Here is a 14,153-nt window from a genome sequence, read left to right as displayed (position 1 = left end):
ACGTATGCACCAGTCTTGAGGATCCATGGACGGCAGACGTCAACAGCATGGATAGCTCGCAACATTCGATCATCCACGCGCCAGCTGAAAACGTCGCGACCTATCTGAAAAACATCGACATGCTGTGGCAGCTCGGAACGAGGTTTACCCTCCCTGCATAGGCGGCACGGATTCGCAACAACATCCGATCACACGATGCCACGATCAAGCCGTCATTGTTGCGCAAGTGGTCGCTCCGCCGCGCAACAGACAGGCCCACTTCGGTAACACAACAGCTCTACAGAGAATGGCGGCGCCTGTGGATAACTTCCTCGTTATAAATAAAGGAAGAGTCGAAGAAAAAACCTTCGCAACACGACACCCTAGGTGCCAAGAATCACCATTTTGGAGTGTCGGAGCTTTTTTGAAATGTCCGGTTCTGGCTAATTAGAAATGTCCGACTCTGTCCTCCTGGCGCACGCTGGTAAAGCGTGTCGTCAAGGGGCTGATCATGAATGAGCGTGGTTTCGTCACGGTGAGTATGCAAGAGCTCGAGCGGATCAAGATTATCGCGGCGGTGGCCGAGCATCGACTCAAGGTCGTGCAGGCGGCTGAGCGTCTAGCGCTGTGCGAACGGCAAGTGAGTCGATTGGTCCGTCGCTACGAAGCCAGCGGTGCATCCGGGCTGGTGTCAGGCCGGCGCGGCCAGCCAAGCAACCACGAGTTGCCGATCGACGTGCGGGTTCGGGCGATGGCGCTGGTACGCGAGCGCTACGCCGATTTCGGCCCGACACTGGCCTGCGAGAAGCTGCGCGAATGTCATGGCACGACGCTGGCCAAGGAAACGGTGCGGCGCTGGATGCGCGACGCCGGACTGTGGATTCCGCGCAAGCAGCGTCCGCCCAAGATCCACCAGCCGAGGAACCGTCGGGCGTGTCTGGGCGAGCTGATCCAGATCGACGGCAGCGATCATCGGTGGTTTGAGGAACGCGCGCCGGCCTGCACGCTGCTGGTGTTTATCGACGATGCGACCAGCCGTCTGATGATCCTGCACTTCACCGCGACCGAATCGACTTTCAGCTATTTCGAGGCGACGCGCCAGTACCTCGAAGCCTATGGCAAGCCGGTCGCGCTCTACAGCGACCGCGCGAGCGTGTTCTCGTGCAACAGCCATTCGAGCACGCCGGGCAAGGGTGTAACTCAATACGGGCGGGCCATGTTCGAGCTGAACATCGATACCTGGTGTGCCAACAGCAGCCAGGCCAAGGGGCGCGTGGAGCGCGCCAACCTGACCTTGCAGGACCGGTTGGTCAAGGAACTGCGACTGCGCAACATCGGCACACGCGAGGCGGCGAATGCTTATGCGCCCCACTTCATCGCCGACTTCAATGGCCGTTTCGGCAAGGTCCCAAAGAGCACATTCAACGCGCATCGGCCGCTGCGCGAGGACGAAGATATCGACTTGATTCTGAGCTCGCGCGTGCCTCGGCGTGTGTCAAATTCGTTGACTGTGCAGTACGACCGGGTGATTTACATACTGGCCGATACGGCCGAGAATCGAAGCTTGATCCACAAGTATCTGGACGTGTTTGAATACCCCGACGGGCGCATCGAGATACGCGTCAATGGGGCCGCTCTCCCCTATGTCGAGTACGACCGTCTGTCGGAAATCGACCAAGGTGCTGAGATCGATAACAAGCGTCTGAGTCACGCGTTGCAGCTCGCGCAGGTGATTCAGGCACAACGCGACGACCGGCGCGCATCGGGCTCGCCTTCGCGCACCAACCAGGGTGAAGCGCCGCGTTCTAAGGAGCGTAAAGCGGGGACCAAAAAGCAACGCGAGCTGACACTCGATGACTTGAATGCGGCGGTCTTGAGAACTGCCGAAAGGCGGGTAGCCGCGGTGGGGAAATGACCCTTTCAAGAGGAGATTAACAAGGCTAAAACCAGACACTTCTAAAAAGCCCAAACCCCGACATCTGAATCTGGCCCCGGCATTGGAGTGAACATTCTTTTTCATGTTCTGCCACCGGATTCGACTGGTGGCTGGAGGGTCTAGCACGATCACCGCAACATTTCCGGCAGCCTTCAGGCCAGCGACGACTCATCCATCATTCTTGCCTTCGGTCAATAGGCGCCGAAGATGCGGTCGAGCGCGGCCAAGATGGCGTCGCTGCGATCCGCAAGGGAGCCGATCCGCCTGCCGAGCGCATTCAACGGAACGGCACTCATGGCAGGCGTATCGAGGAAATGTTTCTCACCATTGATCTCGAAGACTGGCAGCAAATCGGACGGTTTACCTGAGAAGCCGAGATCCGAGGTAGGTCGAAGAGGAATCACGATGCGCGTGGGCAAGATTCCGACATGCGTGCTCTGCACGTCCAGCAGATACGGTGCAAGGCGCCGCGTGTCATCGTCGGGGTTACCGTAGAGATCAAAGCGCGCCATTAAAACGTCTTGTACTTCGCGAGCGGCAGCCCGTCGCGTTCAACCATCGTCGTGTATGCTGCGACCAAGCTGGCATTGTCGTCGGCCCAACGGCGAGCCTCAGTCTCCTGAATTTCTTCGCGCACACCACGCTCACTCGCGCGCGAAAGGTTGATCCCGAGCTCCTTGGCCCGATCCAGGACTTCGGGCGGCAACGTGACGTTCGTCGACTTGCGCGCCCGGACTTCGAGTGCCTTACCCATGCGCATCTCCATGTTTGAAAACATGTGCATTATAGTCCGCATGCACGATTGCCGACAGGACGCCAGATGATTGTTATCCAACACGACCATCTGCCGGCCCATGCAACGCAGTAAGCACCCCTGCCGGTACGCCAACTTATGGCGCGGGAGTGGGAGGCAATGACTTTCTACCCATCCTCTGACGCGCACACCTCCAATCCGATGAGTTGGCGTCCCCGTGCCGCCACACCCGCAGAGTCCTAATGACGCCATTTTGGCGTAAAATGGATGCCAAATGGCAGAAGGTGAAGAAGGTGGAATATGAGCGCTATAGAGACTGTTTCAGCAGACGCGTTGCTTGGCGGCCGCGCAGTATTTGCCCGCGCGCCTCGGTCGAGCCTTGAATGGGTCGATGTGGTCCGTCATGGCATTTCCGCGCGGGCCCTCGATCCGATGCTGAAGTCGATCGGCTTATCGCAGACGGAACTTGCGAAGGCACTTGATATCCCTGAGCGGACCTTGGCACGGCGCAAGCGCGAAGGCGTGCTCAGTAGCGAAGAGTCGGCGAAATTGCTACGACTCGCGCGGACGGTGGCTCGGGCCGCAGAGGTATTCGAAGGGCTCGATGCCGCGCTCAATTGGCTAAAGACTCCCATTGAGGCTCTGGAAGGTGCGACACCGCTCAGTCTTATAGATACCGATATCGGGGCCGATAGTGTGATGGACACGTTGGGTCGCATCGAGCATGGTGTGTTTGCTTGATGCGCCCGGTATGGCGAGTGGTCACGCAACGAGACGCTGATACGGCTTTTTCGGGGGAAGGCGCGCGGTTGTATGGCGGACGGTGGAACCCCAAGGGCCTCGCGATGGTTTATACGGCTCAAACGCAGTCGCTTGCTTTGCTGGAAATGCTGGTGCAGGACGCCCCACTTCGTGCCAGCTATGTGATGATTCCAGTTCGCGTGCCCGAGCAACTCGTCGAGCAGATCGACCAAGCTACATTGCCTACTGACTGGCGCGAGCTTTCACCCAGGAATGACCTTCAACAAATCGGGGCGGCGTGGATGCACGCAGGAACGAGTGCCGTGCTTGCAGTTCCCAGCGCGGTCGTTCCTGCTGAGTTTAACTATCTACTCAATCCCGCTCATCCTGATTACGCGCTCCTCGATATCGGGACGCATACGGAGTGGCTGATGGCCCAAAGGTTAATGCGGCGCACGACCGGGCCTAGAGAGCGCACCCCTCCGCCCTCCAGATGAACAAAGACCGGATTCTCGAGTTTTGATATGTATTCCTAATCGGATGACAACACCGATTCGCTGGCGTAAGCTAACCCGGCAAGACGACGGTTCAATCGCTAGTCTCGCGGTCGGCGCTTGGCCGTGCGCGACCAGCCATAGAGCGAAGCAATCCGCACGCTAGTCTTTCCGCCGTAAAGTGTCTGACCAGGGGCCGAGGAATGCCCCCAAGAGGGTTCGATATGCTGCGCACGCTGCCGGCGTGTGGTCAGTCTCCAGCGTCTTTTCACACGTGACAAAATAGGCACATCGCAGACGAAACCGATCTTTTATGCTGCAGCACGCCACCGCGAGGTGGCTTGCATTTTGCAGCGCGCTGCATATCCGATTCACCTGGAGTTCCGTCATGTATGTTATCCAATGCGCAGCTTGCGGCGCCATCGTGCCGCAGTACGACACCGTCAATACGGTAAGCGAGGGACACGGCGATCGCTTGTTGTGCACGGCCTGCTTCAACCAAGAAATGGCTCACCACACCGGTCTTGATGATTTCGGCGAAGTCAAGTTTAAACCGGTGCACCTGTCGGATGCCAATGGAACCGTCCACGAGTTTCATTTTCGAAGCCTTTTATTTGGCGACAAACTTTCTCTAGAGGCATTCGAGCGCCCAGCGAGGAAGAACCATCGGGATATCGCTTTCAGATCATCGGCGATCCGCTATCGGATCAATTCGTTTTGCTGGGAAAGCTGATTGAAAAGATGCGCCGTTTGCTTGCGGTCGTCCACGTAAGAGATGGCGATCTCGGATTGCAGATCGCCGAAGAAACCGTCCGCGGTAGAATTGAATGGGATGGCGACGACGATTCACGTATGCCATGTGTCGTCATAGATGGTCGTCGCGTCGAGTGGGGCGAACTCGGACGCATGTTGATGACGTTTGAAGGATGGCAGTTCAAGCTCGAAGTGCGCGATCCGAGTGACGAAATTTGAGGGGTGGCCCATTCATTGAACAAGTTCGTTCCTAAAACCAGACTTAGATGGTTTAAGTTCGATCGGCCCGTCCAGCCCTGAACGCGTCTACAGAATAAGTCATGAGCGAATATCAATACTATGAGTTTGCCGCAGTTGACCAAATACTGACGGAGCAAGCTCAATGCGAATTGAGAAGCCGCTCCACACGAGCGCCGATCACGGCATCGGGCTTTATCAACGAATATCACTGGGGCAATTTGAAGGGTGAACCACTTGACTGGGCAGAGCGGTTTTTCGACGCCCATGTCTATTCCTCGAGTTGGGGAAATTGCCGCCTGCTGCTACGTATCCCACGCGACGTCATCGATGCGAAGCTCATGCTCGACTGTGTGGGCGTCCCGGGTCGCTCGGCAAGCGCTTCCGTGCCGACGGCTTTCGAGGTAATGCAAACCGCTCAGCACTCGATTCTTGACTGGTCATTCAGCGACGACTCCGGCGAACACGCCAGATTTTATGAACAAGAGGATGGTCCAGGCTGGATGGCAAGGCTGTTGCCTTTGCGTGATGAACTACTAAGGTGCGACACACGGCCGCTGCACCTCGGCTGGCTCGCCCGGCTAGGCAATGGCGAATGTGCGACAGCGACCGTGAACCGTCGTTGCCGAACGGGCTACAAACACTTACACCCGCGCAGGCATCGCTGGCAGAGTTCATGATGCTCGATCCAGACTGGCTCGCAGCAGCAGCCGAAGCCAGCCCGCCTCTACCCGCTGAGGTCGACGACGCGCGCTTCGAGCCATGGCTGCTAGAACTCACCGCAGCGGAAATTCGCGATGCTTTGCGCCAACTGCTTGGTGGGAAAGCTCAGGAAACCGAACGTGGTTTGCGCACTCGGTTTCTAAACTGGGATCGCGCTCCTAAACCCGGCAGGGCCGAGCCAGTGGTGCGCCGGACGATTGCTGAGATAGACGCCCGGCGCGATGCTGCCCGCGCCCTTCGAATACGGCGCGAACGGGCAGCGCGTGACGCCGCAGAGGTGCGGCGCATTGCCGAACGTCGCCGCTATTTGGATTCGCTGGTCAAACAAGAAAGCACGACATGGGAGCGCATCGACACCACCTTACAGCGCGGGTCCGGGCACGCATACGGTCAGGCGTTTCAACTTCTTCAGGATCTTGCAGAGGCCTACGCGTGGGTCAAAAACGACGCCGCATTTCGCAGAGGCCTCGTCCGTTTGATGGCGAAACACGGGAACCGTGGAGCGTGGGTAAAGCGCCTATCGCTCGGCGCCTTCATGTGGACGCCGAAAACGTAAACCAGAACGTCACCGTAAAAGGAGCCGCCAAACGGCCGCGCTGATAAAATCCGGCGTGACAACGACTTCCCTCGGATTCCCCCCCATCATGGACTATCACGTCAGCTACGAGCACAGCCTGGCGAGCGCGCCCGACGACTACATCACCAAGGTTCCGTCGCAGGTTGTCGAAGGCGTGCCCGCGAACATTGCGCGCGCCCTTCTTCCCGAATACATCACTGATCTCATCCTGAAACGCTCCGTGCGCATCGGCAAGATTCGCCATCTACGAATTATTTAGCGAACGCTGTCTCTCGATCCTGACATAGAGGTCGCCGACCCAAGACAGTCAGGACCCTGGTTACAAGAATGCCTCATTGCCTGACGGCGAGTCCGATTTCATTACACCCTCGCCTATAATGCCAAAACTGATAGTGATTTCGCGGGGGAGCCCCACTTTATGAGTCAAACACACGGGCGATACTCGGGATCTCGAGACAAGGGCCAGCGTCAATCGCGCCAACCTTCACAAACGACATCCCACCGACAGAACAAGCCATACGTAAAGGCTCCGCCTACTAGAGACCCGGTCCAAACGGCTTCAATTTTCAAAACGCGTTCGTTTAAGTTGTTGGTAGAGGCGGTGGGCGCGGAAAACATCGCACTGGGACTGGACTCCAACTTAGCGCGCGTGGCCGAATTGGTGAGTGGCGAAAGATTCACCCCTGAGACAGCCTTTCATATCGAGACAACGCTTGGACTGCCGGACGGATTTTTCGATCAACCCAATCCTGTCCTCACAACCGAGACCATTGAACGATTGAAGTCGCCATTGGACTTCATTCATGCGAACACCGAGCCGGAAATAGCGTACGTGCACGTATTGAATCCGGCTCCTGTTACGCAGGCCGACCACCGCTCTACCCTCACCGATCCCTCGCCCAGAGAACCAGAAATGCCAAAAAACACAAATGGCGGGTCGGCCAAGACCGTCGCGAAGAGCAACACTGCGTCGGCGAAGCCTGCCACGGCAACCCCGACGAAATCGGCACTTGCGAAAGTCAAAGCGCCTTCAAAGTCAGGGGCTCAGTCATCCTTGCCGTTGAACGACGTCGCAGCTTTGGAAAACATTCGTCGTGCCAATTTGCACGTGCTTACCTCCCGCAAGGGATCCAAGGTGCGGCTCGGCACGGTGATGGAAATTAGCGATTCCAACATGGCCAATCGTTTCTATGGACAAAAACGGATGGACGATGCCGAAGCAAACCGGTTCACCGAACGCCTTGGTTTGCCGACGGGCTGGTTGGATGTTCCGCGTTCAGTAACGGACATCCCTGAGTCGGTGTCGGATTTGCTTGTTCCCCCGTCGCGTCGCCATGCGTCCGCTCAACAAGAACCGCCGCCCGCGATCGAGCCAAAAGCGACAGCGGTAAAGAAACCTGTGGGTACGAAGGCGAAAACTGCGAGTGCTCGTGTGGCTCTACCCGCTGATGCGAATGGCACAGGCGGTCCAACAGGTGTCCCCACAGTGGCGAATGCGGTCACGGGGCAGCCAGATCAAGCGCTCCCGTCCGCCGCCGCTCCGGCGATTCGGCAACCCGTTGAAAACGATGTCTGGTTCTCCGCCGCCCGCGAGCAGTTTGCGCCAGCCTCTGTAACGCAGGTCATCACGGCGCCGCGCCGTCTCGCTTCGGCAACCAGCTTGGACGATTTGCTAGGTATCGAACCGATAGCAGAGGCGCTTATAAAGACACTCGCGGGCAAAGCACGTACTGGTCGCCTGGACGAAGTGAAAGCCTTGGCGCTATTGCAACAAATCGTGTTGCTCTGATCTGATTCGGCATGGCAACTGATCTCGCCGGTCGGTCGTTTGGCTCACCGCCGGCGTCCGCGAGTACGGTTTTCGCTGGCGTTTTCAAGTACGCGTGCGACGCCGAAAACGTTCTGGAATCTCGGAAACGTAAGGTACCGCAAGTCAAACCGCGGTGAATTCGTCGATACGAAATGATCAGCCCAAGCAACGCGATGCGTCGATGCGCGGGTTCGTGGCTCACTGGTCGAGAAATGGCCGCAGCTTGTCGGCGCGGCTTGGGTGCATCAGTTTGCGCATCGCCTTGTTTTCTATCTGCCGAATCCGCTCGCGCGTCACGTCGAACTGTTTGCCAAGCTCTTCGAGCGTATAGTCCGACGCCGTATCGATCCCGAAGCGCATCCGTAACACCTTCGCTTCACGCGGCGACAGCGCATCGAGCGCGTCGTCGATCGCGGCGCGCATGTTCGCGCGTACGGTCGCGTCCACGGGCGATGCCGCCGTCGGATCTTCGATCATGTCGCCAAGCGTCGTGTCGGCGTCCTCGCCCACTGGCGTCTCGAGCGACACCGGCTGCTTGGCGATTTTCAGAATGCCGCGAACCTTCTCTTCCGGCATTTCCATGCGCTCGGCCAGCACCGCAGGATGCGCTTCCCGTCCAGTCTGCTGCAGAATCTCACGTGAAATTCGGTTGAGCTTGTTGATCGTCTCGATCATGTGCACCGGCACGCGAATGGTTCTGCCCTGGTCGGCGAGCGAACGCGTGACAGCTTGCCGCACCCACCATGTCGCGTAGGTGGAAAACTTCCAACCGCGTCGATATTCGAATTTGTCGACGGCTTTCATCAAACCGATATTGCCTTCCTGAATCAGATCCAGGAAGTGCATGCCGCGGTTCACGTACTTCTTCGCGATGGATATCACGAGACGCAGGTTGGCCTCGATCATCTCGCGCTTCGCTTGGCGCATTTTCGACTCGGCCGCCGTCATCTGCCGGTTGATCTTCTTCAACTGCTGCAGCGACAGTACCGCATTCACTTCGATATTGATGAGCTTTTTCTGCTCCGCCTGAATCGCCGGCAGACTGCGCTCAAGTGCTGCACCGAACTCGCGCGATGCTCCCGCGGTCTTTTCGGTCCAGCCAAGATCGGTCTCGTGCCCCGGAAACAATTCGACGAACTGTTCACGCGGCATGCCGCACCGCTCGACAGCGATCTGCAGAATGTGCCGCTCGACCGTGCGGACCTGCGCGACCTGCTGCTGCACGTCGGCACACAGCCGGTTGATGGTTCGCGCCGTGAAGCGAATGGGTGCCAGTTCACGTTGGATCTCTCCACACACGCGTAGGAAGGCCACCGCGCCCTTTCCTTCCGTGGCGTCAGCACGTAGCGTTTGATCGAACAAATCGCGCACTCGCGCAAAAATAGCGAGGCTATCGCTCGTGAGCTGTTTCAGACGCGCTTCGTTCACCTTCGCCGAATCCAGCTCCTCGATCTCGCTGTCCTCATCGCCCTCCGCGTCGTCGTCGGCTGGGTCCGCGTCGATGTCTTGTGAAGTTGCCGTGTCTAACGACGGCAGTTCGTCTTCTTCGGAGTCTTCGTTGAGACCGTCAACCAATTCGTCGATGCGCAGTTCACCGGCCTCGATTTGCTCCGCAGCCTCAAGGATCGTGGAGACAGTGGCCGGGCAGGCCGCAACAGCCTGGATCATTTCCTGAAGCCCGTCTTCGATGCGCTTCGCGATCTCAACTTCGCCCGCGCGAGTCAACAAGCTGACCCCTCCCATTTCACGCATGTACATGCGCACCGGATCGGTCGTGCGCCCGAATTCAGAGTCAACGGTGGAAAGCGCCACTTCCGCTTCCTCGTTGGCCTGATCGTCCGACACGGCAGCCGGCGCGGCGTCGTTCAGCAGCAGCGTCTGCGCGTCGGGCGCCTGCTCATAGACCGCCACACCCATGTCATTGAACGCGCTGACAATGGCTTCGATCGCAGCGGTCTGCGCGAAGTTGTCAGGCAAATGGTCGTTGATGTCTGCGTGGGTCAGGTAGCCACGCTCCTTACCCAACTGAATGAGCGCGCGCATCTGGCGGTGCCGCTCTTCGTCTTGCAACGCTGTGGACACGGCGTCGATGGGCATCGAGGCCGCGGCGGCCTTGCTCTTTGATGCACGCCGAGCCGGCGTTTTCCGCGTGGATGCGGCCGTCTCTCTCCCTGAATCTTCCCGATCAAAGCTTGCCATACACTCTCCTCGACAGGTTTGCTCGGCGAAAGCGACCACTGGCATCGCGACTGCGCCCACGGACATTCGTGGCTCAGACACCCATGACTTATAGAATCGCAACGAGCATAGAACGCGACCCGCTTACACAGGCGGCCTCGTTTGGAACAGCGCAAGAAATGCGTGACCTTAAATTTTAACACAAATTGCTGCAACGCACCAATCTGAGGCCTTTCAGTAAATCCAATGTCCTCCAAAACTGCAACTTCCGCTGACCTATTGCCTCATGTGGTTTGTTACCAGTCGAATTGTCCGGCAGGAGGGGTGCGAGGTGACGAGGCAAATCGGTACGACGACACGCAAGGAGTTGGTTGCAGCATATTTGTGCCGCGTTACATCGCTTTCACGCACATCGGGTCTGTAAGACGGCGACAATTTTTCCGCTCTCCAAGCGTGAGATTGCTCGAGGTTGTTGATAACCGGATAATGAGCCCTGACCAACGGCAACCGTAGAGACTGCATGACTGATAACCTCCCCAACGGTTCGTGGGGCGAAGACTACAAGCGCTGGCTCGCTGAACTCAAACAGAGGGTCGAGCGAGCCCGGCTTCGCGCAGTCACCAGCGCGAACCGCGAGCTCGTGACGCTGTACTGGCAGATTGGCCGGGAAATCCTGGATCGTCAGCAGCGCCAGGGATGGGGCGCCGGAGTAGTTGACCAGCTTGCTCGGGACCTGAAGGCAGCGTTTCCAGACATGCGCGGTTTTTCCCCGCGCAACCTGAAATATATGCGCTCGCTGGCGCAGGCATGGCCTGACGCGGAATTTGTGCAGCAGCCTGCTGCACAATTGCCCTGGTTCCATCTCTGTACCTTGCTGGACAAGGTCAAAGATCCGGAGCAACGAAGCTGGTATGCCGACAAGACGCTCGAACACGGCTGGTCGCGGCAGGTGCTGACGATGCAGATCGAGACAGCGGCCTATGCGCGAGCCGGCAGCGCCGTGACCAATTTCAGGGAAACGTTACCCCCGCCGCAGTCTGACCTTGCCCGGGAGGCCCTGAAAGATCCTTACATTTTCGACTTTCTCGACCTCACAGAAGATGCACAGGAACGTGACATCGAACAGGGGCTCACCCGTCACATCACCCGGTTCCTGCTTGAGTTAGGAGCGGGATTCGCGTTTGTCGGGCGGCAATACCGACTGGATGTCGGCGGCGACGAATTTTTCATTGATCTCCTGTTCTACCATCTGAAGCTGCGCTGCTACGTGGTCGTTGAACTGAAAACTACCCCGTTCCGTCCAGAGTACGCGGGCCAGCTTAACTTCTACCTTTCTGCGATCGACGCACAGGTGAAAGCGCCTGATGATCAACCCACGATCGGTTTGCTCCTGTGTAAGGAAAAGAACCGGCTTGTCGCGGAATATGCGTTGCGCGGTGTCGCCAAGCCGATGGGCGTGGCCGAATATCAGTTGCTTCGACAGGTGCCAGAGTCACTGGAAACAAAGTTGCCGTCGATCGACCAGATCGAAGCCGAGCTTCGGCCGGAGTTGCCCGACGCCTAGCCCAAACGCATCTGCCGGGGCACATGTACTGGGATACTTCAGCTTCAGTTTGACATAGTTAACATTAACCACGTTTCATACGTTATCCTTAGTATTTACTTTCGGGGGTTTTTACTTCGCCTGACCGATAATCCCGCAGCGAATCATAGTTCACTCAAAGCCGGGGTATTCGTCCCGAACAGTGCGTCGAAATCTAGCTAGCGAATCGGGCTCGTAGTGCGCGCCTACGGCAAGGACTTTGCGGCGGCGTCCAGCTACGGTTGATGAGCTAAAACGAAGCGCATGAACCAGGATTCGCGATCCGAGTTGTCCGCGGGTTCCGTAAGCGCGATGGGTGCCACAAGACAGAGCACGCCCGATCGAGTCCCACGAGGAATCCGGGAAAGGCGCTAAGCGAACTCATGCGGTCGATCAACATAAAACCGCTACGCCTGAGCCAATACAGCATGCAGCAGGCAGCAAGCGCGAACGTTCGCGCGGCGCAGCCCTCGCGAATTGAATGGGCGCTTGCTGGATGGATCCGACGTGTGAACGTCCGAGCAACGGTGCGGGCGAACGACGCTTCATGGCCGGCTTCAGTCGACGATCTTGCAGCAACTATTCGCAGCACGGGTCTTGTCAGATGACATAAAGTCGTCCAGACCCAAACCCCAATTTATAAGGAGAAGCGAGCAATGCAGGACGACTTTACGTCAAACAAAAGTGACCTAACGTCGTCCATTTTGCTGAAATTGACTTAAAGTTGATCAGTCTTGCTGGATGGGAACGGCGCGAGAAGCGAACCGGAAATTTAGCTTTGGCGCGACCGCACACGCACGGTCTACTGCATCTCCAACGTCCAGTGGTGTTGACTTCTCCCTATTGGACGCCGCTCTCACTGCCGCGACCTATCGCGAACGGCCTAACCTTCGAGATGGATCGATCTACAATCGATTATTGTTCGCATCGCAAAATAACTTCCTTGAATGTTTGTTTTTCGACGTCCCAAGCGCGCTCACCCCTACTCCGCACGCTCTTGTCAGAGACGCCGTTGTTCCTGATGCAATAAGCCCAAGGTACCTCGATGGCCGTTAGGAGCCAAGCCTTACCGAGTTTGGTACGTATCATGCGATTCATCGGGCAACCGATTAACTTTATGTTTGGACTGCAAAACGTTCCACCAACCTCGAAAAGGTAGGGGCGAATGCCCGAGATAGCGCCATCACCACCGCAACGTGTAATGACACCGAAAACTGCAAACGAAATAATTGCATTCTCAAGTGCTCCGCACGGTGGCGGCGCACGTTAATCCAAGCCAAAACTGCCAAGCACCTGCAGACGTCCACCTCGAAGAGTTCGATCGCATTTGTCTTTAAAGACGTAATTTAGACCCATGTCAGCTACGCATCGAACTTCGGTCATTCGACAGCGATACATGAAGGTCCTTGGTAGCCGAACCCGGTCCGACGTTGAACTGGCAGTGAGCCAACATGATCAGTCCGCGTCGGGCAGAAGTCGACCCTCTATAGGCCATTCAGCATGCTTGACAACGGACTGTCGCGATCGGCGCGCAGCTGCATACGTACTAAAAAGGTAGACCGCCTCGCGACCGTCTCTACGAAATACAGTAACTGTAGCCTCCGCGACCCCTATTACTCTGTCGTATCCTTTTGAACCGCCTGTGCGGCCTTCCGGATCACATCGAGCACGAAGTTCGGTTTGGACAACATGGGAACATGACTGCTGTCGATCTCAAAAGTTGTCGCGGCCATGCGGTTCGCGACGAAGCGTTGTAGGTCAGGTTGGATGGTGCGATCCTCGTTGGCCACTATGTACCAGCTGGGCTTCGACCTCCAGGCGGTACCTTCGACTTTTTGGTTGAACAGGTCCCCGGCTGGCGCTGCGTGTGTAGCCCAGACCAGCTTTTGCTCTTCTTCAGTCAAATCGCCCGCAAAGCAAGCCACACCATTGGGTTTCAACCAGACACGCCCGTCGGCGACTTCGATATGCGAGAAGACGTCGGTGACGGGAAACTTTGCCTGCTGGCTCTGCGACGTTTCGTCGGCGTCCGGCGCGAGCGCGGCGATGTAGACCAGGCCGACAACTCGGGGGTCTGTTCCAGCGGCCGTGATAAGGCTGCCACCGTAGGAATGACCGACGAGGATCGCAGGGCTGCTGACCCGCGCTAACGTGCTTTTTACGGCAGCGACATCGCCGGCGTGTGTATCAAGGCCGTACTGGGCCGCGATCACCTCATACCCCTCCGCCTGGAGAGTCGGGATCAATTTGCTGAAGGACGAGCCATCGGCCCATATACCGTGAACGAACACGATGCTCGGTTTGCGCTGCGTGGGCATAGAAGTCTCCTTGGTCGGGGTGGGGCAACGATTAGCGTTGTCCGCGGGGCGTACGATGCGCTACTGTAGAA

General features: G+C 57.5%; 14 protein-coding genes. 10 read left to right on the top strand and 4 right to left on the bottom strand.

Annotation, left to right across the window (positions count from 1 at the left end):
- Positions 1 to 490: 490 nt before the first annotated feature.
- On the top strand, positions 491 to 1,894 hold the full coding sequence (locus BSU04_RS43615; protein WP_089166366.1) for an ISNCY family transposase: 1,404 nt from the start codon (positions 491 to 493) through the stop codon (positions 1,892 to 1,894).
- Between the two features lie 212 nt (positions 1,895 to 2,106).
- Here the strand turns inward: BSU04_RS43615 and BSU04_RS43610 are convergent, their stop codons facing one another.
- Positions 2,107 to 2,427 (bottom strand): CcdB family protein, encoded by a 321-nt coding sequence (locus tag BSU04_RS43610; protein WP_089166365.1) that lies wholly within the window; start codon positions 2,425 to 2,427, stop codon positions 2,107 to 2,109.
- Positions 2,427 to 2,669, bottom strand: coding sequence for a type II toxin-antitoxin system CcdA family antitoxin (locus tag BSU04_RS43605; RefSeq protein WP_256983931.1), 243 nt, complete (start codon positions 2,667 to 2,669; stop codon positions 2,427 to 2,429). The genes BSU04_RS43610 and BSU04_RS43605 overlap by 1 nt, the downstream gene beginning before the upstream one ends.
- A 300-nt stretch (positions 2,670 to 2,969) precedes the next feature.
- Here BSU04_RS43605 and parS point away from each other — a divergent pair, with 300 nt between their 5' ends.
- The 8 genes from parS (at position 2,970) to BSU04_RS43575 (ending at position 7,983) form a co-directional block, all read left to right on the top strand.
- Entirely contained in the window at positions 2,970 to 3,410 is a 441-nt protein-coding gene (gene parS, locus BSU04_RS43600) for a type II RES/Xre toxin-antitoxin system antitoxin (RefSeq protein WP_089166364.1), read from the top strand.
- A 17-nt stretch (positions 3,411 to 3,427) separates the two neighbouring features.
- A complete protein-coding gene (locus BSU04_RS43595) occupies positions 3,428 to 3,907 on the top strand; it encodes an RES family NAD+ phosphorylase (protein WP_256983930.1) in 480 nt (159 codons plus the stop codon).
- Positions 3,908 to 4,292: 385 nt separating this feature from the next.
- Positions 4,293 to 4,637 carry a DUF7685 domain-containing protein gene (locus BSU04_RS48445; RefSeq protein WP_256983929.1) on the top strand — a complete coding sequence of 115 codons (345 nt, stop codon included), beginning with the start codon at positions 4,293 to 4,295 and terminating at the stop codon, positions 4,635 to 4,637.
- Positions 4,544 to 4,876: a DUF7713 domain-containing protein gene (locus BSU04_RS49235; RefSeq protein WP_441300105.1), complete on the top strand. Its 333-nt coding sequence runs from the start codon at positions 4,544 to 4,546 to the stop codon at positions 4,874 to 4,876. The genes BSU04_RS48445 and BSU04_RS49235 overlap by 94 nt, the downstream gene beginning before the upstream one ends.
- Positions 4,877 to 4,977: 101 nt before the next feature.
- Complete coding sequence (locus tag BSU04_RS48435) at positions 4,978 to 5,574, top strand: hypothetical protein (protein WP_256983927.1); 597 nt, start codon at positions 4,978 to 4,980, stop codon at positions 5,572 to 5,574.
- On the top strand, positions 5,571 to 6,173 hold the full coding sequence (locus BSU04_RS48430; RefSeq protein WP_256983926.1) for a hypothetical protein: 603 nt from the start codon (positions 5,571 to 5,573) through the stop codon (positions 6,171 to 6,173). The genes BSU04_RS48435 and BSU04_RS48430 overlap by 4 nt, the downstream gene beginning before the upstream one ends.
- 88 nt (positions 6,174 to 6,261) lie before the next feature.
- Positions 6,262 to 6,453, top strand: a complete 192-nt coding sequence (locus tag BSU04_RS43580) for a hypothetical protein (protein WP_089166362.1) — start codon at positions 6,262 to 6,264, stop codon at positions 6,451 to 6,453.
- Between the two features lie 159 nt (positions 6,454 to 6,612).
- Complete coding sequence (locus BSU04_RS43575; RefSeq protein WP_089166361.1) at positions 6,613 to 7,983, top strand: hypothetical protein; 1,371 nt, start codon at positions 6,613 to 6,615, stop codon at positions 7,981 to 7,983.
- Positions 7,984 to 8,202: 219 nt separating this feature from the next.
- Here the strand turns inward: BSU04_RS43575 and rpoD are convergent, their stop codons facing one another.
- Entirely contained in the window at positions 8,203 to 10,203 is a 2,001-nt protein-coding gene (rpoD, locus tag BSU04_RS43570) for an RNA polymerase sigma factor RpoD (protein WP_089166360.1), read from the bottom strand.
- Between the two features lie 499 nt (positions 10,204 to 10,702).
- Between rpoD and BSU04_RS43565 the strand changes: the two genes are divergently transcribed.
- On the top strand, positions 10,703 to 11,746 hold the full coding sequence (locus tag BSU04_RS43565) for a PDDEXK nuclease domain-containing protein (protein WP_089166359.1): 1,044 nt from the start codon (positions 10,703 to 10,705) through the stop codon (positions 11,744 to 11,746).
- Positions 11,747 to 13,377: 1,631 nt separating this feature from the next.
- Here the strand turns inward: BSU04_RS43565 and BSU04_RS43555 are convergent.
- Complete coding sequence (locus tag BSU04_RS43555) at positions 13,378 to 14,082, bottom strand: alpha/beta fold hydrolase (protein WP_089166357.1); 705 nt, start codon at positions 14,080 to 14,082, stop codon at positions 13,378 to 13,380.
- Positions 14,083 to 14,153 lie beyond the last annotated feature (71 nt).

The sequence above is a fragment of the Caballeronia sordidicola genome (assembly GCF_002220365.1).
GTDB lineage: Bacteria > Pseudomonadota > Gammaproteobacteria > Burkholderiales > Burkholderiaceae > Caballeronia > Caballeronia sordidicola_C.
The sequence above is the reverse complement of the archived record's forward strand: the minus strand, read 5'-3'. Positions and strand labels throughout refer to the sequence as shown.